We start from the raw sequence: 23158 nt of genomic DNA, 5'->3' as shown, positions 1-23158 counted from the left end.
AGAAAAACTGATACCGGAGGCAGCGATGTCTTTATTGCGGCTACCACCACTCAACGCCGTGCGGGCTTTTGAAGCGGCAGCCCGGCATGGCAGCTTTGTCGCTGCCGCCGCCGAGTTGCACGTTACCCAGCCGGCCATCGGGCGCCACATCAAGCTGCTGGAAGACCGGTTGCGCGTAAAACTGTTTGAACGCACACCACGCGGCGTGATTCTGACCAGCCATGGCCAACGTTACTTCGCTGCGGTTAGCCAGGCGCTGCAGCAGATTGCCAAAGCGGGTGCCGAACTGCTGCCGCCCAGTGCCGAACGCTGGCTACGCCTGTTGGTAGTACCGGGTTTTGCCACCCGCTGGCTAAACCGTCATCTGGCCGAGCTGGCCGTATTGCGGCCCGGGCTGCGCATCTCGCTGGAGCCCGACGCCACCTTCAGCACGGTCGCACCTGGCCGAGCTGACCTTGCTATTGCCTATGGCAGTCCGCACGATTTTACCGGCTTGGTGCGCACGCTGGCGCGGCCGCGAGTCTTTCCGGTGTGCGCCCCCGATTACCTGGCGGCACACGGTGTGCCGGCCAGCCCGGCGGCCTTGCTGTCGCACAAGCTGGTGCACGAAGACGATGGCTGGTGGTGGAGCAGCTGGTTTGCCGCCTTTGGCATCCGCGCCCAACTGGTGCCACAGATTTCTTTTTTGAGTGCCGATCACGCTATCGACGTGGCATTGGCCGGCGGTGGTGTGGCGCTGGCTAACGATATTCTGGTGGCATCCGCGTTACGCAGCGGCCATCTGGTACAGCCACTACCGGACAGTGTGCAACTGGAGGGTTACCAATTGTTGCTGCCGGATGGCGAGCCCGGTGACGATGTTCACTGGTTCTGCGCCTGGCTGGTAGAGCGCCTGCAGCAGGACTTCCCGGCTGCTTGCGACTGAAACACCGCCCTGCCGTTGTTAAATAAACTGATAGCGGTGCTAGATATCGCATCTTGTTCCCTCTGCTTGCCAGGCGCAAGCTGCCATCAGGCCGGCTGCGGTTGCCGGCATCACCGTTGCAGGGGACCATACATGACTGAGCAAGCAACTCCATGGCAGGCACTGTCCGGCCACCATTATCTGGCAGGCGGCTATCATCTCGGGCAAGGCCCGACCCACATTGTGACCGACCCGGCCACCGGGCTGCCTGTCGGCCATTACGCTGACGCTACCACCGATGAAATTGCGCAGGCGGTGCATGCGGCCAACCTAGCTCGCCGGCAGTGGTGGGCTGCCAGCGCTACCGACCGCGCCCAGGCTTTGCACGAGGTGGCGCGCAAGCTCACGGCCGGCGCTGCCCGGCTGGGAGAAGTGCTGACCCGCGAGATGGGCAAGCCTTTTCGCGAGGCGCATTGGGAAGCAGGGGCCGGCGCCAGTGCCTTTGCCTACTACGCCGAGCTGGCCCGGCACGATGCCGGCCGGGTGGCTGGCCCGGCTGTGGCCGGACAGTTGCAGATGGTGATCCAGGAGCCTTTGGGTGTCGTGGTCTGTATCGTGCCGTACAACTTCCCGTGTTTGCTATTTGCCTGGCAGGCGGCTGCGGCGCTGGCGGCCGGCAACGCTGTCATCGTCAAACCGTCCGAACTGACACCGCTTACCCTGCTACTGATGCAGCAGGCTTTCGACCACTTGCCACCAGGCCTGGTGCAGCTGTTGTGCGGCGGTAGTGAGGTGGCGCAGGCTCTGGTGGCACACGAGCACACGCATGCGGTAGCGTTTACCGGCAGCGTTCGTGCCGCCCAGGCCGTGGCCACAACCGCGGCCATGCGTTTCAAACCGGTGTTGATCGAGGCCTCCGGCAACGACCCGCTGATTGTGATGCCGTCGGCCGATATCCGCCTGGCCGCACGCGCTACCGCTTTTGCCGCCTTTCTCAATTGCGGACAGGTATGTACCGCCGCCGAGCGCATTTACGTGCACGAAGCCATCTACCCTGAGTTTGTGGAGGCGTTGGTAGCGGAAACGCGCCGTCTGCGCGTGGGCAACGGGCTGGACAAGGTCGACATCGGCCCGCTGGTGTCGCAGCGCGAGCGCGAGCGTATCGAGGCGATGGTGGCGCGTGCCTTGCAGCAAGGGGCACGGTTGCGTTGCGGTGGCGCACGGCCGCCGGAGCTGACGCAAGGTTGGTTCTACCTGCCTACGGTACTGGAGGTGGACCATCAGATGGATATCATGCACGAGGAGAGCTTTGGCCCACTGGCGCCAGTGTGTAAGGTGGCCAGCCTGGACGAGGCGATTGCGCTGGCCAACGATTCGGCTTTTGGTCTGGGGGCTAACCTGTTTACCCGCGATCTGGCCGAGGCGATGCACGCCATTGCTGCCATCGACGCGGGCATCGTGTGGGTGAATACCCCGCTGAACGATAACGATGCCATTCCTTTTGGTGGCCGCAAGCTCACCGGCAGTGGCCGCGAGCTGGGCGCGGAAGGGCTGGCACAGTTCCGTCAAGCCAAGATGGTGATGCTGGCCCCCGAGTTGCAGGACGATGAGGAGTGGTTTCCTTACCCTGATCAGGATGCCTTTCCTCATCCCGCCATCACCGTTTCGCAGCAACCGGCTGAGTCCTGACTTTCTCGGGTACGCTTTCAGTGATGTGCCGCTACGGATGATGTCACCATTGCTGTCAGTGCTAGAGGCAGCATAGCCAATGCGACCTTGGCTATAACGGCGGCCAAGATGGTGATGTTGCGTTCTTGTTTGGCGACTGGGTGGCACGACGGAGTAGCCGTCAGCCATATCCATCGCCGCATAGCTACGCGGCCTAGGGGGCTTGCTGCCTGAACCATGCACGGACTACTCAGTCTGAACGCCTTTTGTGCAAGTCAGGGTCGGCCAAGTGCAGTATCGTTTGCGATTCACCCTTTCCCCACGCTGGTTGCGGACAGTCTCTGTGTTGGTCTGTACCGCCTTGCTGCTGCTGGATGATGTTATTCACCAGCAGTTTGTTGCGGCCAACCAGGCCGAGCTGGAACTACGCTACGTTGCGGTACTGCTGCTGTTTGCCCTGGGCCTGACCTTGCTGGGCCGCCGCTGGCTGGTCTGGCCGCTGCTGGCGCTGTTGGCGGCCATGCAACTGGTGCAGCTGGGCAATATTTCGTTTGCCGGCGAGCCATTGGCGCCGGCCGAGCTGGTGAGCTTGTTTGGTCAGCCGGGAGAGGTATGGCAGAGCGCCCGCCACCATTGGCAAGACCACTGGCCGGTATGGCTGGCGGTGGGCTTGCCGTACGGGCTGCTGGCCTGGCTGCTGGGGCGCTTGCCGCCGCCAGCGCCGGGTTGGCGTGTGCTGGGCGCGGTGCTGGTGCTGGCGGTGCTGCTGGCCAAGCCTTACCGCGCTACCTACCGCGACATGGACGCCTTCATGCCCGGGCCGACACGTAGCAGCCTGCACAACAGCCTGAACGCTTTTGCCTACTACGCGGTACGTTTGGCCGGGCGCGAACAGGCCGCACTAGCGTTACCGCCGCCGCAACCGTACCGTTTGCAGCCGCTGCCTAGCCAGGCGCAGCACGTATGGGTGGTGGTGGTGGATTCGCTGCGCGGCAGCCGGCTGGGGGTGCTGGGCTACCCGCGTGCTACCACACCACAGTTGGCCGCCACGCCGGGCCTGCTGGCGCGGCCGGGTATTGCGTCGGGGGTGGCGACCGCGGTGTCGCTGCCCAGCTTTGTGAACCTGGTCAGCCACCCGGGGCAGCACCATCTGTTGCGCCAGCAGCCGTATAACCTGTTCCGTCTGGCGCGGCAGCAGGGGTTTCGCACGCTGTGGCTGTCGTCGCAGGAGTCCAAACTGCTGGCCAACCTTGGCAGCCCGTTCATGGACGTGCGCATCAGCCGTGAAGACCACCCGCTGCTGTTCCGCCAGCAGCACGACCACGCGCTACCGCAGCTGTTGGCAGCGCAGCAGCTGGGCGCGCGCAGCTTCGTCATGCTGAACCTGCGCACCGCGCACAGCCCCTATCAGGACAATTACCGCCACGCCGGCGCGCGCTTTGCACGCTGGCCGACCGACGACAGCCTGCCGTACGCCACGCGCAAGTCCAATGCCTACGATAACGCCGTGCTGTACGCCGATGACGTGCTGGGCCAGATCATCCGCCAGTTCGAGGCGCTGCGCGGCGAGTGCTACCTGCTGATCACCGGCGACCACGGCCAGTTGCTGGGCGAGCAGGGGCGCTGGGGGCATAACGACCTGCAGCCCGAGGTAGCCGACGTGCCGATGTTGCTGCTGGCGCGGCAGGCACCGCCGGCCGCCGCCGCGGCGCTGGCGGCCCAGTCGCATGTCAGCCATTACGAAGCCGGGGTATGGTTGGCCGCCAGGCTGGGCTACCGGGTCAGCAACCCGCAGTGGCGAGAGGGCGAGCATTATCTGCTGGGCAAACTGTTGTGGCAGGACAACCTCTTGCGGCCGCTGCGCGAGCAGGGCGGGCAGCTACACTTTGCCCCGCCACTGCTGCTGAGTGACTGGCTGCGACGGGCGGCCACCCCCGCCGTGGGTAGCTGAGTGGTCCGTACTTTGCCTTACAGTGGGTACGGGAATTGTTGCTACAATGTTCTGATATTAAATGCAGACGATAGTTGTAAGACTTTTCTCGGCATGGCGCGTAGCCACGCTGATACCGGACGCCATGCCACCACTCCTGCCCGTACTGGCCGCGCTTGCGCTGCTGCTAACACCGTTTGCCCATGCCCAGCGCCTGGTGTTCGCCTTCAATACGGCCGAGCCCTACAAGGTGCTGGATGCGGCCGGCCGCCCGGCCGGCGCCTACGTGGACATCATCCGCGAGCTGGCGCGACGCAGCCAGCTGGTGCTGCAGATCGAACAGGTACCGCTGAAGCGGGTGTTGGCGATGCTGGAAAACGGCAGCGCCGACATCAGCATCGGCATCAAGGGTGGGCCTGACCGCGACAGCTATCTGCAGTTTCTCGACCCGCCGTTTGCCCCCAGCACCCGTACCGTGGTGTTGCAGCGCGCCAGCGATCCGCGGGTATTGCGCAGCTACGAGGATTTGCTGCCGCTGCGCATTGGTGTGGTGGACGGTGTGCATTACTTCCCGAGGTTCGATGACGACCGCCGTCTGAAGCGCGATGCCGCGCCCAATGTGGATAGCGCGCTGCGCAAGCTGCTGGCCAAGCGTTTTGACGTGCTGATGATCAACAGCCTGCAGGCGCAAGGCGAGTTGCGTGGCAAGCGTCATCGTCATCAGTTTCGCGAAGCCGAAGTCCGTTTCGAGTTTGGCGGCCAACGTCGTATTGCGCTTTCCCGCCACTCGCCGGTGGCGCAGCAGCTGCAGGGCGTGCTGTCAGCGCAGCTGGCCGGCATGCTGAAGGACGGTACCGTCCAGCGTCTGCTGGCCAAGGCCGACGCCGAGGCGATCAGGCGCGGGCCGCCATGAGGCTGTGCCAACGCTTGCTGGCGGGGGCCATGGCGCTGGGCCTGGCGCTGCCGCTGTGGGCCGCGCCGCCGGCCGTGCTCAATATTGCCTTCAGCGAAATGCCGCCGTGGAAAACGGTGGACGCCCATGGCGAGGCGCAAGGCCCGTACGCCCGCATCCTGCGCCAGCTCGCCGAGCAGCTGGACGCCACGCCGCGTTTTATCGTCTGTTCGCTCAGCCGTTGCCTGCAGCTGATGCAGCGCGGCGAAGCCGACGTGGCGCTAGGCTTGGCCGCCACGCCGGAGCGGGTGGCCTATATCGATTTCATTTCCCCGGGGCTGGATGAAGACGCCCGCATCGCCTTTTTCATGCGCCGCAACGACCCGCGTCCGCTACGCCGCTACGAGGACCTGGCCGGCTTGCGGGTAGGCGTTACCCACGACCGCCGCTACTTTGCCCGTTTCGACCAGGACAGCACGCTGCAGAAAGACGTGGCGCTGCAGACCGAGGAGTCGATGCGCAAGCTGGTGGCCGGGCGGGTGGACGTGGTGATTGCGCCGGTGTGGCACGGCCGCAGCGTACTGACGGCTACCGCGCTGGCCGGCCGCGTACAGCAGATGCCGCTACTGATGCCCGGTTACGGTGGCTATATCGCCTTTTCGCGGCTGTCGCCGTGGGGGCCGTATCGTGCCGAGGTGGCCTTGGCCATTACCCGCATGCGGGCGCTGGGGCAGCTGGACCCCAACCGCAAGGTCGTGTCCAGCCGGCGTTGTGATGGCCAGAGCGGTCGCCGGTTGCCCGGTTGTGGTTTCGATGGCCGCTAGCGACGTGTGCGGCGCTTGCTAAGTGCCGTGGCGGCTGGGTAGCCAGCTGCTGTCCAGCCGGTCCGGCCGGTCGGTGCACAACATATCCACCCCCCAGTGCCGCAGCCGCTGCATGTCGTCCAGCTGGTTGACCGTCCATGCCATCACCGCCAGCCCTGCCTGGTGCAGCGCCTGGACCGTGGCTTCGTCCAGCGCCCGGTAGTGCACGTGGATGGCACGGCAATCCAGTGCTTGCGCCTGTGCCACGCTGTGGCCATCCAGTTTTTCCAGCAGCAGCGCCCGCGGCAGTTGCGGTGCGTGTTGCCGTGCCGCTGCCAGCGCCTCGACATCAAACGACGACAGCAGCGGCAGTAGCACCGCGCCCTGCCACAGGCTGACGATCTCGGCCACGCAGCGCTGCGCCATGTTGGCCGCGTCGGCTGCCGGCTTCAGTTCCAGGTTCACCGCCATGCCCAGCTTGCGGCAGCGTGCGGCCAACTCGGCCAGCGACGGCACGCCCTCGCCGGCAAACGCCAAGTGGTGGTGGCGGCCGGCATCCAGCCGTTGCAGCGCGGCCAGCGGCTGCGCAGCTACGTCGCCGCTGCCGGTGGTGGTGCGTTCCAGCTGGTGGTCGTGAATGATCACCGCCTTGCCGTCGGCGCTAAGCTGGACGTCGCACTCCACCCCGCTCACCCCCAGCCTGTGGGCCAGCAGCAGGCCGGCCAGGGTGTTTTCCGGTGCCAGGGCGCCGCCCAGGCGGTGGGCAAAGCCCAGTGGGTATGGCCAGTGCATGTTTTGACTCCGATTCATGAAAAGATCGTAACGGGGTGCGTTACAAAAAAGTCACGCCAGCCGGGAAATTCTGTTTCGGCGTCGGTATTTAGCTGCATTTCATACAAGTGTTATCCCTTAAGCGTAAACCCTTCTTTACAAAGTGTCGGACAAGATTGTCTACTGTGGTGCACATGTTGCGCCGCAATATGCTGATTCGACGCGTGTTTTCCCCGTGCCGGTGCGTGTGTTGACCGCCTGGCAGTATCGATGTCGCAGCGCAGCAACGTGCAATACACGCCACAGTTGGCCGCACAATGTGAAGTAAATGTGAAAAAGTAATTTCAAATCAGTTGATTAAGAAGTTGTCAGACAGTATTCATGACAACGATGACGCGACCTTGGCGCAGTGGCAGCCCGTCTGGCATGTCGCTTTTATGTAAAAGTATTGCGCCAAATCAAAAGTCGTGCTGTAGTAATAATTCAAACGCTCGTTCGAATTCAGGCCTCGCACGGGCGTTCGCTATCTCTGAAGCTTTTATTTGTCATTCAACCATTTGCAGAAAGGAAGACCATGCAAATCGCTATTCCGGCCGAAAGGCTGGCAGGTGAAACCCGCGTGGCCGCCACACCGGAAACGGTGAAGAAACTCGTCGCCATGGGTCACGCCGTGGTGGTGGAGCAGGGGGCCGGCCTGGCAGCCGCGCTGCCTGATGCGGCCTTTGCCGAGGCGGGGGCCACCTTGGCCGCATCGCGCGCTGCGGTGCTGGCGCAAGGCGACATCGTGCTGACCGTGCGCCCCTTGCCCGACGACGCCATCGCCGAGCTGAAAGACGGCGCGGTGCTGATCGGCCAGCTGGCGCCGTACCAGAACACCACCTTCCCGGCGCTGGCCGCCAAGAAGGTATCGGCCTTCGCCATGGAGCTGCTGCCGCGTACCACGCGGGCGCAGAGCATGGACGTGCTGTCCAGCCAGAACAACATCGCCGGCTACCGCGCGGTGCTGCTGGCTACCTACTACTACCCGCGTTTCATGCCGATGCTGATGACGGCGGCGGGTACGGTGAAGCCGGCCCGCGTGCTGATCATGGGCGTGGGCGTGGCCGGCTTGCAGGCCATTGCCACCGCTAAGCGCTTGGGCGCGGTGGTGGAAGCCACCGACGTGCGGCCGTCCACCAAGGAACAGGTAGAAAGCCTGGGGGCCAAGTTCATCGAAGTGCCGATGACCGAGGAAGAGAAGAAAGCCAACGACGGCGTGTACGCCCGCGAGATGTCGGACGACTACAAGCGTCGCCAGGCCGAGCTGGTGGCCAAGCACGCGCGCCAGGCCGACATCATCATCACCACCGCGCTGATTCCGGGCAAGAAGGCGCCCACGCTGATCAGTGCCGACATCGTGGCGGCGATGAAACCGGGCAGCGTCATCATCGACATCGCGGCCGAAGCCGGTGGTAACTGCGCGCTGACGGTGCCGGGCGAGGTGCAGCGCACCGACAACGGCGTCACCGTGGTGGGTGTGTACAACCTGCCGGGCCAGGTGGCGGCCGATGCCTCCAGCCTGTACGCCAAGAACCTGCTCACCTTCCTGTCGCTGATGCTCAGCAAGGAAGGCTTCACCCTCAATCTGGAAGACGACCTGCTGGCGGCCACCCTGGTGACGCACGACGGCCAGGTTCGCTTTGCTGCGGCCAACTAAGGAGACCCATCATGGTTGACCCGTTCATCACCAGTTTCACCATCTTCGTGCTGGCCGTGTTTGTCGGCTACCACGTGGTGTGGAACGTTACCCCGGCGCTGCACACCCCGCTGATGGCCGTGACCAACGCCATCTCCGGCATCATCATCGTCGGCGCCATGCTGCAGGTTGTGGATATCCAGGGCCAGCAGATCACCGTGACATCGGTACTGGGGGCCATCGGCATTTTCCTGGCCAGCATCAACATCTTCGGCGGCTTCATGGTCACCCAGCGCATGCTGGACATGTTCAAGAAGAAGAAAAAATAAGGAATCGCACAGATGGAGAACGTATCCGCAATCCTGTACCTGGTGGCCGCCGTGCTGTTCATCCTGTCGCTGAAGGGGCTGTCCTCGCCCACTACCGCGATCCAGGGTAACCGCTACGGCATCCTCGGCATGCTGATCGCCGTGGCCACCACTTTCATGATCCTCGACAAGCCGGTGCTGGCGCTGATTGCCGGCGCCATCGTGGCCGGCGGCGCCATCGGCGCGTACAAGGCCAAGACGGTGGAAATGACCGGCATGCCGGAGCTGGTGGCCGCCATGCACTCGTTGGTAGGCCTGTCCGCGGTGCTGATCGCCGTGGCCGCCATCTTCCACACCGGTGTCGAGCACACCGGCGTGCAAAAGATCGAGCTGTTCATCGGCGCCTTTATCGGTGCCATCACCTTCACCGCCTCGGTGGTGGCCTACGGCAAGCTGTCCGGCAAGTTTGGCGCCAAAGCAGTGAACTTCAGCGGCCAACACCTGCTGAACCTGGTGCTGGCGCTGGCGATGGTGGGCTTTGGCGTGGCGTACTTCCTCACCGATAGCCACGGCGCCTTCCTGATGATGGTGGCCATTGCGCTGGTGCTGGGCGTAACGTTGATCATCCCTATCGGCGGGGCCGACATGCCGGTGGTGGTGTCGATGCTGAACAGCTACTCCGGCTGGGCTGCCGCCGGTATCGGCTTCACGCTGAATAACCCGGTGCTGATCATTGCCGGCGCCTGCGTGGGCTCTTCCGGTGCCATCCTGTCCTACATCATGTGCAAGGCGATGAACCGTTCCATCGCCAGCGTGCTGCTGGGTGGTTTCGGTGCCGAAGCCGGCAGCGGCGGCAGCGCCGACACCGGGCCGAAGAACTACAAGTCCGGTTCTGCCGAAGACGCCACCTTCCTGATGAGCAACGCCGACAGCGTCATCATCGTGCCTGGCTACGGCCTGGCCGTGTCGCGCGCCCAGCACGCGCTGCAGGAGTTTGCCGAGCTGCTTCACCAGAAAGGCGTCAACGTGCGCTACGCCATCCACCCGGTGGCAGGCCGCATGCCGGGCCACATGAACGTGCTGCTGGCCGAAGCCGAAGTGCCGTACGAGCAGGTGCAGGAGATGGAAGAGATCAACTCCGACTTCTCCAATACCGACGTAGTGCTGGTGATCGGTGCCAACGACGTGGTGAACCCGGCGGCGCAGAAGGACAAGCAAAGCCCGATCTACGGCATGCCGATCCTGGAAGCGCACAAGGCGCGTACCGTGATCGTGGTGAAGCGCTCGATGAGCGTGGGTTACGCCGGCCTCGACAACGAACTGTTCTACATGGACAAGACCATGATGGTGTTCGGCGACGCCAAGAAAGTCGTAGAAGACATGCTGAAGGCGGTGTCGCACTAAGCTGCGGCCAACCTTGGCACCGACCAACCCTGCTTGCCTTGCAAGCAGGGTTTTTTGTTGCCGCTGCCTGTTACGGCAGCGGTAACAGGCTGCCCCCCGTTTGACCCGAGTCAATACCCGTTTGTATTAGGCTGGCTAATCTTTCAGACCTATCCGGTTTGCATCGAGCAGGTGGCTCGCACGCGCTATGGCACAGGTTCTCTACAACGACGGCAACCACAAATGCATCGCCTTTACCGACCTGGTACAAGGTGAAGGCATCCAGGCCAACCAGTTCGCCATCGTCCACGACGGCGACGGCATGCTGCTGGACCCGGGCGGCAACCTCACCTACAAACACCTGCTGGCGGAAATGGCCGACCACTTCCTACCGTCGCATACCCGCTATATTTTTGCTTCGCACCAGGACCCGGACATCATCGCCTCTGCCAACGGCTGGCTGTTGATTACCGATGCCCAGATCGTCATCGCGCAGGAATGGACGCGTTTCATCCCGCACTTCTGCGTCAAGGGCGCTACCGAAGGGCGGCTGATTCCGATCCCGGCGCGCGGCATGACGCTGCCGCTGGGCCGCACGCGGCTGGAAATCGTCCCGGCACACTACCTGCACACCGTCGGCTTTTTCCAGGTGTACGACCCGATCAGCAAGATCCTGTTTTCCGGCGACATCGGCGCCTCGCTGATGGACGGCGTCAGCGCCGCGCAGCCGGTGGAAGACTTCGACCGCCATCTGGTGGACCACCACATGTCCGGCTTCCATCGCCGCTACATGAGCAATAACCGCGCCGCCCGGCTGTGGGTGAACATGGTGCGGCAAATGGACGTGGAGTGGATCGTGCCGCAGCACGGCGCGTCCTACAAAGGCAAGGACATGGTGAAGCGCTTCCTCGACTGGTTCGAGAAACTGGAGTGCGGCACCGACCTGCTGACCGAAGCCGACTTCCCGCCGCGCCGCTAACGCCATGCTGCCGTTGCCCGACGACACCACGCTGCTGCTGGCGGCCAGCCCGGCTGTGCTGCTGGGCTTGCTGTGGGTGATGCGCCGTCGCCGCCCACCGCCGGCTGCCGAAAACCGGCTGCCGCCGCCGCGCATTCTGCACCCGGTGGCCGTGGTGGCGGACGACGCGCCGGCTCAGGCAGCACCACCCGCGCAGGCCGCCGCCGACGCCATGGCCGGCCCCGACGAGTTGCAACTGGAAATCGGCGTTGCCGACACCGACCAGCTGACCGAGGCCGACGTTTACCTGCAGTTCGGCTACCTCGACCGCGCCGCCGCGCTGTTGCGCAGCTACGCCGACCAGAACCCGCCGGCCAGCCGCGAGCTGGCGCGCCTGCTGGGCCTGTACCTGCGCCTGGCCGCCATCGACGACTTCACCGAGATCCTGCAACGCCTGGCCGCGCTGGGCATGCTGACCGAAGCCGACACCGCCCAGGCAGTAGTGGAAGGGCTGCGCGTCGACCCCGACAACCTGGCGCTGCGCGTATTCGCCGAAGACAGCCTGGGCTGGGACATCGCTACCGTCAGCCGCCGCGTCGGGCTGGCGCCACCGCAACCGGCACCCCGGGCGGCCAGCGCCGCGCCGGCGGCCAACCCGGCCAGCCCGGACGGCAGCCTGCTGCTGGTGGCCGGCCAGCAGCCGTTGGCCGCGCTGGACGGCCTGGAGCGGCAGGCCATCTGCCATCTGCTGCCGCCGCGTCAGGGCGTACGCATCCTGCAGCAGCACGGAGAAACCGCGACTGCCATCGCCACGCTGGAAAACCTGCTGGCGCATACCCGTCACCCGCTGACGCTGCTGATGGACATCCTGCATCTGTACTACCGTGCGGCCAACCTGGCCGGCTTCTGCCGACGGCTGTGGCAGAGTTTCGTGCTGTTGGGCGACCACGGCCCGGCGCTGCGCGAGCGCCTGTTGCGCATGGGTTTTGCGCTGGGTAGCCACCCGCTGCTGGACGCGCTGGCGGCCGGCCAGGACAGCGCCGGGCTGGACGCGCTGGGGCGTGCCTGGGGTTTCGTGCCGGCACCGGTTGCCGACGTGGACGCCCTGCCGCTGGTTCGCGTTGGCAGCATTGCGGCGCCGGCGGCCACCACCCGCGACGCGCTGGACGAAGCCGAGGCCTACCTGGAATACGGTCAGGTGGAAGAAGCCCAGGCAGTGCTGGAGCAGGCGCTGTACCGCAACCCGGCCGACGTGCGCCTGTACCCGTTGCTGCTGGACCTGTACCAACGGCTGGAATCCGCCGGCCAGCTGCGCGCGCTGCTGGCACACATCCGCGCCACGCTGGGCCACCCGCCGGCCGAGGTGGCCTCCCGTCTGGCGCAGCTGCGCCAGCTTCTGAAACTGGATGACCCGCTGGAGGAGCACCATGTCTGTCAGCACGCCGGCTGAGCCGATCACCGTTCTCACCGCCGGCATGGACGAACGCAAGCTGGCGCTGTTCCGCATGGCGTTCCGCCTGCACACGCTGCATCCGTACCGGCTGGCCAGCGACCACGGCGGTACGCCGCAGCTGGCCATTATCGATGTCGATAGCGCTACCGGCTGGCAAGTGTGGCAGCAGTACCGCCAGCAACACCCCGCGCTGCCGGCGCTGATCGTTACCGCCTACCCCAGCGACGACGCCCCGGCCTTGCAGATGGTAAAGCCGGTGCGCATGGAAAAGCTGTTCCCGCTGCTACGCCAGTTGTTGGCCACACCGGACGCCGCGGCCGATAGCGCCGCGCTGCCGCCTGTCAGCCCGCCGCCGGCGGTGACGCCCGCGCCGGTGTCGGCGCCGCTGGCAGCCACAGCTGCGGTGCGGCCAGCCCCCGCGCCGGTACCGCCCCCGGCCGCGGTGCGGCCAACCACGCCGCCGCCGGGCGAGGCGCCACCCGTGGCACGCCAGGGCGGGCAGCGCCGCATCCTGCAGCGTTTTCACCCGGTGGGCACCATTTACGGTTTGCTGGTAGAGGCGGCACGGCAGAAGCAGCCGCAGTTGCTGTACTGCGAGCAACGGCTGTTTGCCTGTGTCGACCCGGTACAGGGCATGGCCACGCTGCATACCACGCTGTCCAGCGTGCAACAGCTGTGCGAGCTGAACGGCCTGCGTCTGGCCAGCCAGGCGCAGGGCGCCACCGCGCCGGCCGACGAGCCGGTGGTGCGCATTGCGCTGCCCACGCTGCTGTGGCAGGTGGCGCTGTGGAGCTGCCGCGGCCGCCTGCTGGCGGGCATCGACCCGGATACCCCGTTGCGTTTGCGGCAGTGGCCCAACCTGACGCGGCTGGCGCCGCTGGACGGCGCGCTGCGTATTGCCGGCCTGTGGTCGCGCACGCCCACCAGCCTGCGCGTGGCGGTAAGCCTGCTGAAAATGGAGCCGGCCACGCTGTGCAATTTCATCGCCGCCAGCCATGCGCTGGGCCTGCTGGAGCAGGTGGGCAAGACCAACGAAGCGGCGCCGTCCGCTACCCGGCCGGCTACGCCGGCACCCGCGCCCCTGCCGCCGGCCAGACAGAGTCTGCTGTCGCGCCTGCTGGGGCGGATCAAGAACCTGTAGGGGCTTTGCATGCGACCCAGTGACAACAAAATCCTGTTTGCCGGCCCGGTGGGCGCCGGCAAGACCACAGCCATCGCCAGTCTGTCCGATATCCCGCCGGTGACCACCGACGCCACCGCCTCGGACATGACGCTGGACCGCAAGGGCCACACCACGGTAGCGCTGGATTACGGCGTGCTGATGCTGGACGATGACACCAAGGTGCACCTGTACGGCACGCCGGGGCAGGAGCGTTTCGATTTCATGTGGGACATCCTCAGCCAAGGCGGCATCGGGCTGATCCTGCTGCTGGACAACACCCGGCCGCACCCCATCCGCGACCTGCAGTTTTTCCTGAAAGCGTTCGACAAGCTGCTGCAGGATGCGCCGCTGGTGGTGGGCATTACCAAGACCGACCTGGCCGGTACGCCCACCACCGCGCATTACGCCGACATCCTGGAAACGCTGGGCCTGCGCCCGCCGATTTTCGAGGTGGACGCCCGCAACCGTGAGGACATCAAGTCGCTGGTGTGCGCGCTGCTGTATTCGATCGATCCGGGGCTGGAGGGCTAGCCATGGACGCCCCGCTCAGCCTCAACAGCGCGCTGTACGCCGAGGTCACTCCGGCCGGCGCCTGGTACGCCGTCAGCCACGGCGAGGCCCGTGCCGACCGCAAGCTGCTGCTGCAACTGCTGCAGCATGGCGGCGAGTTGCCGCTGAACGAAGCGCGCCTGCAGCAATGGTGTGAAGCCGAGTCGCCAGAGCAGGCGCTGACCGTACTGTACCGCCTGCAACGGCTGGGCTTCGTGCAGGGCCGCCGCGACGGGCGCAGCGAACCGGCCGGTAGCCTGGAAAGCCGCCTGCCTGCCTTGCTGGCGCTGTTGTCCGGCGAGGGCCGCGCGCTGTTGGCCGACGATAACGGCCTGTATTACGCCACCGCCGGTTTCCGTCACGAGGCGGCGGAGCAGATCGCCGCGCTGGCTGGCGACATCATCGGCATGGCGCGGCGCCATGCCCGGCTGTTGCAGCAAAACCTGGGGCTGGGCGCACAAGCCTGGGCCCTGATCGACCCGGCCGGCCACGCCGAGCTGGGGTTTCACCCGCTCTACCTGGGCCGCCAGACTTTCCTGCTGGTGATTGGCGGCCAACCGCGACTGGGCGATAGCGCCTTTGTTGCCATCATCGAGGCGCTGTGTCGCCGTTACGCCTGAACGATTACCGGAAGCCAACACCATGCGCGAACAACTGCTCAAATCCATCCTCAGCGACCTCAACGGCGCGTCTGCCGACATCGAGGCCTCTGCCATCATTTCCTCCGACGGCCTGACCATGGCCGCGCTGTTGCCGCAGGGCGTCGACGAAGACCGCGTCGGCGCCATGGCCGCCGCCATGTTGTCGCTGGGCGAGCGTACCGCCCGCGAGCTGGCCCGCGGCGAGCTGGAACAAGTAATGGTGAAGGGAGACGCCGGCTACATCCTGATGAGTTACGCCGGCCGTGACGCGGTACTGACCGTCATTGCCCGCAAGGAAGCCAAGCTGGGCCTGATCTTTCTGGACGCCAAGCGTGCGGCGCGCAGTGTGTCCGAAATTTTATAGCCAGCTATGCGAAATGACTGCGCTTGTTTATCATGTGCTGGCATAACAAACAGGGCGCATCATGAAAACAAAAGCAGGTTTGGCCGCCACGCTATTGCTGGCACTGTCCGCCGCTGCCGTGGCAGAACCGTTGACCTTTGGCATGTTCGAGGATAATCCGTCACGCCGTGAAAAATTCGAGCGTCATTTCGTCATCGGCGAAAAGATGCAGGCTTTCGAACTGGGCAAGAAGCGGGTGCTGCTGCCCGCGGGGAACTGGCTGATCAGCGAAGTGGAAACCGACGCGCCAGACGTGACCGAAGAGGGTAGCAGCACGGTAGTGAGCGAAACCGCTGACGCCTGGTTGTCGGTACAAGACGTGGAAAGCGGCGACCTGATTGCGTTCAATACCAGCTTGTCTCCGTTTAACCAGCACGTGTCGTTTACCCAGCTGATTGGCGCCTGCCAGAAAGACCACCAGCAGGAAGAAAAAGGCTGGGTGACGGTGGCCAGACAGCAAGACAGCCTGCGTGAGGATAGACAGAGTTGCGTCCGCATCTCGGCCCGGCTGGAACGCGCCCGTTCCGGTGAAACCTATTTGCAGCTCAGAACCGCCACGCTGGAAAGCTGGAAGGCGGATTACCTCACCGTAGACCGTCTGCACAAGGTGCCGGCTGCGGCCAAAGACGACCTGCAGCAGCTGCTGCAACAGCCAGCCATCCGCAGCTATGTGGACGAACAGCTGCGCTGGGGCGTGCAGACCAAAGCCGACATCGCCCGCCAGATGGGCTGGTAAGCGTCGCGCCCTGCCGGCGTGCTGTCGGCAGGTCTCCGCTTGAAGAAACACCCCCTGCTGGCATGGCACGCAGGGGGTGTTTCTATCCTGCGCATCCGGCGGGACGCTGTGTTTGGCTGGCGGTCTTAGCTATCGCGCAGGCGGCGGTAAAACGTGCTGCGGCTGATGCCCAGCGCCCGCGCGGCGGCGCTGGCGTTACCGCCGTGCTGTTGCAGCAGGCTGTGCAGGGTGTTGGCCGTCTGGCGCTGTGCCGGCTGTGCAGCGCGCAGCGTGGCGGGCAGGTGGTCGGGCGTCAGCACGGTGCCGTCGTCCACCAGCGCCAGCAGCGTGCGCAGCAGGTTGTCCAGCTGGCGCAGGTTGCCCGGCCACGGGTAGCGGCGGATGAAGTCGGCCAACGCCGGCGACAGCGTAATGCCGCGCCCGGCACTGCCGTGCTGTAGTAGCAGGTTGGCCGCAATCTGCGCCACGTCGCCGCGTTCGCGCAGCGGCGGCAGCGTGAGCGGGTAGTGGCACAGGCGGTAATAGAGGTCGGCGCGGAAACGGCCGGCGGCCACTTCGTCGCCCAAGTCGCGGTGAGTGGCGGCTACGATGCGGATATCCACTTTCTGCCCGCTACCACCGCCCAGCGGCACCACCAGCCGCTCTTGCAGCACGCGCAGCAGCCGCGCCTGCAGGCTCATCGGCATGTCGCCGATCTCATCCAGAAACAGCACGCCGCCGTCGGCCTCGCGCAGGCGGCCGCGGGCGCCCTGGCGCCGGGCGCCGGTAAAGGCGCCTTCTTCGTAGCCGAACAGTTCCGATTCGATCAGCCCCTCCGGGATGGCGGCGCAGTTCACCGCCACCAGCGGTGCGGCGGCGCGGCTGCTGGCTGCGTGCAGCGCCTGCACGAAGCGTTCCTTGCCGGCGCCGGTTTCCCCCAGTACCAGCACCGGGATGTCGGCTTCCAGCAGGCGGCGGGCGGTGTCCAGCATGCCGGCGGGTAGCGCCAGGTCCTGCTTGCGGCCAACCTTGTCGTGGCTATTTTCGGCGCGTGCTGCCGGCTCGCTGTGCAGCAGGGTGGGGCGCTCGCTCAAGGACGGTAGCCGGGGCGGCAGCAGGCTGGCCGAGTACAGCCGGCCGCCGTGGCGCAGCGAGGCGATGCCGCTGCCGTGGCGACTGAGCCAGTGTTCCAGGCTGAGGCCGGACAGCCCGGCAAAACTGGTTTGCCCCAGGCAATGCCAGTCCAGCCCCAGTGCGGCCAGCGCGGCACGGTTGGCCGCACGCAGTACGCCGTCGTCGTCAAACGCCAGCCGCGCGCAACGTGGCGTAGCCAGTGTGGCCGGGTCGGGGGCAAAGCGCAGCTCGTGCAGGCTGCGGCTGTGCTCGTCGAACAGCCGTTGTTCGATATGGCGCACCGCCGTCATCACCTGCAGCTGTTGCGCCTCGCCCAGCTTGCGCGGCAGGCCGGATACGTCCAGCGCGCCCAGCAGGCGGCCTTGCGGGTCGAGGATGGTGCTGGCGGTGCACGACAGCTGGCGGTTGCGTTCCAGATAGTGTTCGCTGCCACGCACCCGTACGGCGCTGCCGGTGACCAGCGCGGTGCCGATGGCGTTGGTGCCCCGCACGTCTTCGCGCCAGTCCATGCCCGGCAGCAGCGCTACCCGTTCGGCGCGGTCCAGAAACGCCGGGTGGCCCATCTGGTTGAGGATGACGCCGTCGGCGTCGGCCACGATCACCACGTGGCCATCGTCCACCACGCTGTCGAACAGCGCGTCGATGGCCGGCTTGGCCAGCTGCAGCCAGTCGGCGCTGGCCTGCTGCCGTTGCTGCAACGTGTTCGGGTCCAGCCGCTCGGGTTGTCGCAGCCGCCCCGCCGGCAGGCCCAGGCCCAGGCAGCGCCGCCACGAGTGCAGGATGGGCTGCGGCACGCTGTTTTCCGGGACATCGTCACCGTCGAAAAAGCGGCGCCGTACTTCGGCCAAGGGCAGGCTGGACATGGGGTTCTCCACGGTGTGTCACTGTATCGATACAACTGTAGCAGGCTGACACAGCCAGGTGCGCCGCAGCGGCCCGAAGTGTGCCGCGCCGCTGCGGCGAAAGTACGCCCAAAAAAAGCCGTGATTTTTGCGATGCAACATGCATGCACCAGAAGGCTGCATCGATAAGGGCAACGGCCTGGTTGCGCTGCAGCATGGCAACAGGCTGGCACGCGGGATGCACTGTGGCATTTACACCCGGCGAGGTGACACCAACACAACAGGAGATACAGAGATGAGCATCATTACCCCGGCACAGTACGGTCTGAACCTGAAAACCCGTTACGACAACTACATCAACGGCCAGTGGGTGGCACCGGTTGCCGGCCGCTACTTCGAGAACGTGACGCCGGTCACCGGCCAGGTGATCTGCGAGGTGGCGCGCTCCGACGCCGCCGACGTGGAGTTGGCGCTGGACGCCGCGCACGCCGCCAAAACCGCGTGGGGCAAGACCAGCGTCGCCCAGCGCGCGCTGATCCTGCACCGCATTGCCGACCGCATGGAACAGCACCTGGCTACGCTGGCCACGGTAGAAACCTTCGACAACGGCAAGCCGATCCGCGAAACCACCCACGCTGACCTGCCGCTGGCCATCGACCATTTCCGCTACTTCGCCGGTTGCATCCGCGCGCAGGAAGGCAGCATCGGCGAGATCGACGCCACCACCGTGGCTTACCACTTCCACGAGCCGCTGGGCGTGGTGGGCCAGATCATCCCGTGGAACTTCCCGCTGCTGATGGCGGCGTGGAAAATCGCCCCGGCGCTGGCCGCCGGTAACTGCATCGTGCTGAAGCCGGCCGAGCAGACCCCGCTGTCGATTCTGGTGCTGATGGAACTGGTGGGCGACCTGCTGCCGCCGGGCGTGCTGAACGTGGTGAACGGCTTCGGTACCGAGGCCGGCAAGGCGCTGGCCACCAGCAAGCGCATCGCCAAGATCGCCTTCACCGGCTCTACCCCGGTGGGCCGCCTGATCATGAACTACGCCAGCGAAAACCTGATTCCGGTGACGCTGGAGCTGGGCGGCAAGTCGCCCAATATCTTCTTTGGCGACGTGTGCGACAAGGACGACGCCTTCTTCGACAAGGCCATCGAAGGCTTCGTGATGTTTGCGCTGAACCAGGGCGAAGTGTGCACCTGCCCCAGCCGCTCGCTGGTACACGAATCCATCTACGACCGCTTCATGGAACGCGCCCTCAAGCGCGTGGCCGAGATCAAGCAGGGCAACCCGCTGGACCCGTCCACCATGATTGGCGCCCAAGCCTCGCAAGAGCAGATGGACAAGATCCAGAGCTACCTCACCCTGGGCAAACAGGAAGGTGCCACCGTGCTGGCCGGCGGCGAGCGCGCCATGCTGGGCGGCGCGCTGGAGCAGGGCTTTTACATCCAGCCCACCGTATTTGAAGGCCACAACAAGATGCGCATCTTCCAGGAAGAGATCTTTGGCCCGGTGCTGTCGGTGACCAAGTTCAAGGACGTGGACGAGGCGCTGCATATCGCCAACGACACCCTGTTCGGTCTGGGCGCCGGCGTGTGGACGCGCAACATCAACACCGCCTTCCACATGGGCCGCCACATCGAGGCCGGCCGCGTGTGGACCAACTGCTACCACGCCTACCCGGCGCACGCCGCCTTCGGTGGTTACAAGCAGTCCGGTATCGGCCGCGAAACCCACAAGATGATGCTGGACCACTACCAGCAAACCAAGAACCTGCTGGTGAGCTACAGCGAGGACAAACTGGGCTTCTTCTAAACCGTACCGGTTGCCGTGGCCTGCCCGCCGCCTGCGGGGCGGGGGCGAGGCACCGGTAACCGCTCTGACACTGCTTCCTCCCCGGCCGGCCATGGTCGCTCGTGGCCGGCGGATTGACTGCCACCTGATGTTTCGCAACACAGGTGGCATTTTTTATGGAGAAGATAATCAGCAAGGCAGGATAATCTATAAAAAGTAAAACAAAGCCAGGGCAGACCCGGTACTTGCACAACGACAACCGATGGAGCAACGCATGCTGTTTTTCAACAAGAAACGTCCACCGTCTTCCGAAACCAGCCCCGCTGCTGTCCCTGCCGGGCTGATGCACATTGTGCGCACCGATAATCAGGGCTACGACCAGGCCTTGGCGGCCAAGGCCGGCAGCAGCATCCGGCTGGTGTTGGGCTATGTGAACCCCGCGGCCAACCTGGAGCAGGTTGGCCGCAGCGTGGCGCGCCACTTTCCGCAGGCCAAAGTGGTGCTCACTACCACCGCCGGCGAGTTGTGCAGCGCCGGCCGCCAGCAGCCGCTCTATCTGCCGGCCAACGGCCAGTGGCAGAGCATGGTGTTCCAGCTGTTTGACGCGGCACTGGTCAGCGACGTGCACGTAGCGGCTGTGCCGCTGGCCTGCGAAGACATCAAGGCCGGCCAGCCCTCGCTTAGCCACGATAGCCGGCTGGCCAAGCTGAAAGACCAGGTTGGCCGCATCAACCTGCCGTTTGCCATGCGTCACGACGAGGGCTTTGTGCTCACGCTGGTGGACGGCCTGTCCAATAGCGAGAGCTACCTGATGGAGGCGCTGTACGAATCCGGCAAGCTGCCCTACCTGTTTGTCGGCGGCTCGGCCGGCGGCCCGCTGGATTTCAGCATGACGCGGCTGTACGACGGCCAGCAGGTACGAGATGGCCACGCGGTGTTTGCCTTCATCAAGCTGGCACCCGCCTACCGCTACGGCATCTTCAAGAGCCAGAACTTTGAAGACACCGGCACCAGCTTCATCATTGCCCAGGCCAGCACCGAGCTGCGCCAGGTGCACTCGGTGATCGACAGCAAGAGTGGCGAGATCCGCAACGTGCTGGACGCGCTGTGCCAGCACTTCCGCTGCCAGCGCAGCGAGCTGGGCGCCAAGCTGCAAAGCCACAGCTTCGGCATCAAGATTGACGACGAGATCTTCGTGCGCTCGGTACTGGCCATCAACGAACAGCAGGGTTACCTGCAGTTTGCCTGCGACCTCGCGTTCGGCGAACAGCTGTTCCTGCTGCGCAGCGTGGACCTGGCCGAGCGCACCGGCCGCGACTTCGAACAGTTCAGCCGCGGCAAGCCGCAACCGGTGGGCGGCATCCTCAACGATTGCATCCTGCGCCGGCTCAATAACGCCAGCGCGCTGGCACGCGCTAATGTCTACGGCGACATCCCCACCGCCGGCTTTTCCACCTTTGGCGAGCTGCTGGGCGTCAATATCAACCAGACGCTGACCGCCATCTTCTTTTACCCGGCCAGCAGCACCTTCCGCGACGACTTTGTCGACCGCTTCCCGGTGCATTACGCCAACTTCAAGAACTACTTCTACCGCCGCGAACTCGAGCGAGCCCGTATGACCGGGCAGATGAAGAGCCGCGTGATTGAAGAGCTGAACGGTTACAAGGCCTTTGCCGGCCAGTTGATGGAGAGCCTGCCGCTGTTCCGCGACACCACCGCCCAACTGGTGGAGCACCTGGGCAGCATCGAGCAGGACATCAGCCGCTTTGGCCAGGAAGTAGACCAAGGGGCACAGACCGCCAGCAACGTGACCGGCCGCATCGGCGCACTGGAAAAAGACGCGCAGCAGATTGGCGAAGTGATGCAGATGATCAAGAAGATCGCCGAACAAACCAACCTGCTGGCGCTGAACGCCGCCATCGAAGCCGCCCGTGCCGGCGAGGCCGGCCGTGGCTTTGCCGTAGTCGCCGACGAAGTGCGCAAGCTGGCCAACACCACCCAGGCCAACCTGGACGCCACCGGTGGTGCGGTGGACAACGTGATGAACGGCGTGCGCGACGTCGGCGGCGACGTGCGCGGCATGGGCAGCCAGGTCAGCGGTTTTGCCGGTGAAATGGCGCAAGTGGTGGGCAAGCTGCACGGCCTGGCCGCCACCTCGCAAGACAGCAAGCAGCGCGTGGACAGCATGCTGGCGCAGACCGAAAGCCTGTACGCCCGCATGCGCGAGGTAGACAAGGAGCTGGACGCCATCCTGCAGCTGGAAAAACAGTAACCGCCCACCGGCGCGTGCGCCGGAGCAGGCCGTGGCCGCCGCCGGGTTGCCTGGCGGCGGTTGCTATTGGGCACCCGCGTCTGTGACAGCCTGTGACACGCTTAACAACCGTTAAACCCGTTGGCATTGACCGGTGTCGGCGCATTGGCATAAGCTGCCCCGTTGATTGCAAACAGGAGCGCGAAATGAACCGGAAAAGCCTTGGCATTGCCATGATGTCGCTGTTGCTCGGCGCCTGCGCCAGCAGCACCGTGCCACAGCAAGGGCAGTGGCAGCAAACCGGCCCCGATGGCCAGCCGCTGCAAACGCTGCAGCTGAAAGACGGCCAGCTTTCGGCCAGCGCCGGCTGCAACCGGATGTTCGGCCCGGCCCGCATCGAGCAGGGCCGCCTGGTGGTAGGCCATCTGGCCAGCACGCTGATGGCGTGCGCCCCGGACGCCATGCAGCGCGAGCAAGCCCTGGCAGCCCTGCTGCGCAGCCGCCCGCAAGTGCGGCTGAACGGCGACAAACTGCTGATCGGCGAAGTGGCCCAGCAGCAGGTATGGCAGCCGGTGGCTGCTCCAGCTCACGTCACCAAGCCGCTGCCGGTTAACGTCACTACCGCTGCTACCGCAGTACCGGCGGCCGAGCCGGCCACCCAGCGTTTTATCTACGTGGCCCCCGAGCGCCGCCCGTGCACCGGCGTGGCGCCGATGCAGTGCCTACAAGTGCGCGAGCGCGCCAACCAGCCGTGGCAACACCATTACGGCGATATCGAAGGCTTCCAGTTCGAGCCGGGCACTGCCTACCGCCTGCGCATCAGCGAGATCAAGGTGGCCAACCCGCCCGCCGACGCCCCCGACCGCCGCTGGGTGCTGGAAACCATCGTCGAGCAGATCCGCATCGCCCCCTGATGGTGTAACGCGA

At 65.2% G+C, this 23158-nt stretch carries 20 protein-coding genes and 1 pseudogene; 19 read left to right on the top strand and 2 right to left on the bottom strand.

Features of this window, described 5'->3' with window-relative positions; translation table 11 throughout:
* Window positions 1–25 precede the first annotated feature (25 nt).
* The 5 genes from FLQ03_RS11175 to FLQ03_RS11155 all read left to right on the top strand — a co-directional run bounded on the left by FLQ03_RS11175 (window position 26) and on the right by FLQ03_RS11155 (window position 6218).
* Window positions 26–925 (top strand): LysR substrate-binding domain-containing protein, encoded by a 900-nt coding sequence (locus FLQ03_RS11175; RefSeq protein WP_144373367.1) that lies wholly within the window; start codon window positions 26–28, stop codon window positions 923–925.
* Between the two features lie 132 nt (window positions 926–1057).
* Window positions 1058–2593 (top strand): aldehyde dehydrogenase family protein, encoded by a 1536-nt coding sequence (locus FLQ03_RS11170; RefSeq protein WP_144373366.1) that lies wholly within the window; start codon window positions 1058–1060, stop codon window positions 2591–2593.
* 322 nt (window positions 2594–2915) lie between these two features.
* The gene (locus FLQ03_RS11165; RefSeq protein ID WP_144373365.1) at window positions 2916–4523 is read left to right on the top strand and encodes a sulfatase-like hydrolase/transferase; all 1608 of its coding nucleotides are present in this window, start codon (window positions 2916–2918) and stop codon (window positions 4521–4523) included.
* A gap of 124 nt (window positions 4524–4647) precedes the next feature.
* Window positions 4648–5415, top strand: coding sequence for a substrate-binding periplasmic protein (locus FLQ03_RS11160; RefSeq protein ID WP_170252391.1), 768 nt, complete (start codon window positions 4648–4650; stop codon window positions 5413–5415).
* Window positions 5412–6218 (top strand): substrate-binding periplasmic protein, encoded by an 807-nt coding sequence (locus FLQ03_RS11155; protein ID WP_144373363.1) that lies wholly within the window; start codon window positions 5412–5414, stop codon window positions 6216–6218. The genes FLQ03_RS11160 and FLQ03_RS11155 overlap by 4 nt, the downstream gene beginning before the upstream one ends.
* An 18-nt stretch (window positions 6219–6236) precedes the next feature.
* Here FLQ03_RS11155 and ugpQ read toward each other — a convergent pair whose 3' ends face one another.
* Window positions 6237–6989, bottom strand: a complete 753-nt coding sequence (gene ugpQ / locus FLQ03_RS11150; protein ID WP_144373362.1) for a glycerophosphodiester phosphodiesterase — start codon at window positions 6987–6989, stop codon at window positions 6237–6239.
* Window positions 6990–7542: 553 nt separating this feature from the next.
* Here ugpQ and FLQ03_RS11145 point away from each other — a divergent pair.
* The 10 genes from FLQ03_RS11145 (at window position 7543) to FLQ03_RS11100 (ending at window position 16236) form a co-directional block, all read left to right on the top strand.
* On the top strand, window positions 7543–8664 hold the full coding sequence (locus FLQ03_RS11145) for a Re/Si-specific NAD(P)(+) transhydrogenase subunit alpha (RefSeq protein ID WP_144373361.1): 1122 nt from the start codon (window positions 7543–7545) through the stop codon (window positions 8662–8664).
* 11 nt (window positions 8665–8675) lie between these two features.
* The gene (locus FLQ03_RS11140; RefSeq protein ID WP_144373360.1) at window positions 8676–8972 is read left to right on the top strand and encodes a proton-translocating transhydrogenase family protein; all 297 of its coding nucleotides are present in this window, start codon (window positions 8676–8678) and stop codon (window positions 8970–8972) included.
* 12 nt (window positions 8973–8984) lie between these two features.
* A complete protein-coding gene (locus tag FLQ03_RS11135; protein WP_144373359.1) occupies window positions 8985–10355 on the top strand; it encodes an NAD(P)(+) transhydrogenase (Re/Si-specific) subunit beta in 1371 nt (456 codons plus the stop codon).
* A 187-nt stretch (window positions 10356–10542) separates the two neighbouring features.
* Window positions 10543–11313, top strand: a complete 771-nt coding sequence (locus tag FLQ03_RS11130) for an oxygen-binding di-iron domain-containing protein (RefSeq protein ID WP_144373358.1) — start codon at window positions 10543–10545, stop codon at window positions 11311–11313.
* 4 nt (window positions 11314–11317) lie between these two features.
* Window positions 11318–12742, top strand: a complete 1425-nt coding sequence (locus FLQ03_RS11125; protein WP_144373357.1) for a type IV pilus assembly protein FimV — start codon at window positions 11318–11320, stop codon at window positions 12740–12742.
* Window positions 12720–13886 (top strand): response regulator, encoded by a 1167-nt coding sequence (locus tag FLQ03_RS11120; protein WP_144373356.1) that lies wholly within the window; start codon window positions 12720–12722, stop codon window positions 13884–13886. Before FLQ03_RS11125 ends, FLQ03_RS11120 begins: the two co-directional genes overlap by 23 nt.
* A gap of 9 nt (window positions 13887–13895) precedes the next feature.
* Entirely contained in the window at window positions 13896–14438 is a 543-nt protein-coding gene (locus FLQ03_RS11115) for a GTP-binding protein (RefSeq protein ID WP_144373355.1), read from the top strand.
* Between the two features lie 2 nt (window positions 14439–14440).
* Window positions 14441–15076: a roadblock/LC7 domain-containing protein gene (locus FLQ03_RS11110; RefSeq protein ID WP_144373354.1), complete on the top strand. Its 636-nt coding sequence runs from the start codon at window positions 14441–14443 to the stop codon at window positions 15074–15076.
* Window positions 15077–15098: 22 nt separating this feature from the next.
* Entirely contained in the window at window positions 15099–15461 is a 363-nt protein-coding gene (locus FLQ03_RS11105) for a roadblock/LC7 domain-containing protein (protein WP_144373353.1), read from the top strand.
* A 61-nt stretch (window positions 15462–15522) separates the two neighbouring features.
* Window positions 15523–16236, top strand: coding sequence for a hypothetical protein (locus FLQ03_RS11100; RefSeq protein ID WP_144373352.1), 714 nt, complete (start codon window positions 15523–15525; stop codon window positions 16234–16236).
* Window positions 16237–16361: 125 nt separating this feature from the next.
* Here the strand turns inward: FLQ03_RS11100 and FLQ03_RS11095 are convergent, their stop codons facing one another.
* Window positions 16362–18212: a sigma-54-dependent Fis family transcriptional regulator gene (locus tag FLQ03_RS11095; RefSeq protein WP_144373351.1), complete on the bottom strand. Its 1851-nt coding sequence runs from the start codon at window positions 18210–18212 to the stop codon at window positions 16362–16364.
* A 274-nt stretch (window positions 18213–18486) separates the two neighbouring features.
* Between FLQ03_RS11095 and adh the strand changes: the two genes are divergently transcribed.
* From adh to FLQ03_RS11080, 4 genes and pseudogenes are all read left to right on the top strand, one after another.
* Window positions 18487–20001: an aldehyde dehydrogenase gene (adh, locus tag FLQ03_RS11090; protein ID WP_144373350.1), complete on the top strand. Its 1515-nt coding sequence runs from the start codon at window positions 18487–18489 to the stop codon at window positions 19999–20001.
* Between the two features lie 241 nt (window positions 20002–20242).
* Window positions 20243–21436: pseudogene (locus FLQ03_RS19680) on the top strand (FIST signal transduction protein); the annotation flags it as partial.
* A gap of 159 nt (window positions 21437–21595) precedes the next feature.
* Window positions 21596–22252 carry a methyl-accepting chemotaxis protein gene (locus FLQ03_RS19675; protein WP_420855657.1) on the top strand — a complete coding sequence of 219 codons (657 nt, stop codon included), beginning with the start codon at window positions 21596–21598 and terminating at the stop codon, window positions 22250–22252.
* A 185-nt stretch (window positions 22253–22437) separates the two neighbouring features.
* Complete coding sequence (locus tag FLQ03_RS11080; RefSeq protein ID WP_144373348.1) at window positions 22438–23145, top strand: META and DUF4377 domain-containing protein; 708 nt, start codon at window positions 22438–22440, stop codon at window positions 23143–23145.
* The last annotated feature ends 13 nt before the right edge of the window (window positions 23146–23158 follow it).

The organism is Vogesella urethralis, from assembly GCF_007644045.2.
Lineage (GTDB): Bacteria > Pseudomonadota > Gammaproteobacteria > Burkholderiales > Chromobacteriaceae > Vogesella > Vogesella urethralis.
Note: the sequence above shows the minus strand (reverse complement) of the source record. Positions and strands in the feature narration are given on the sequence as shown.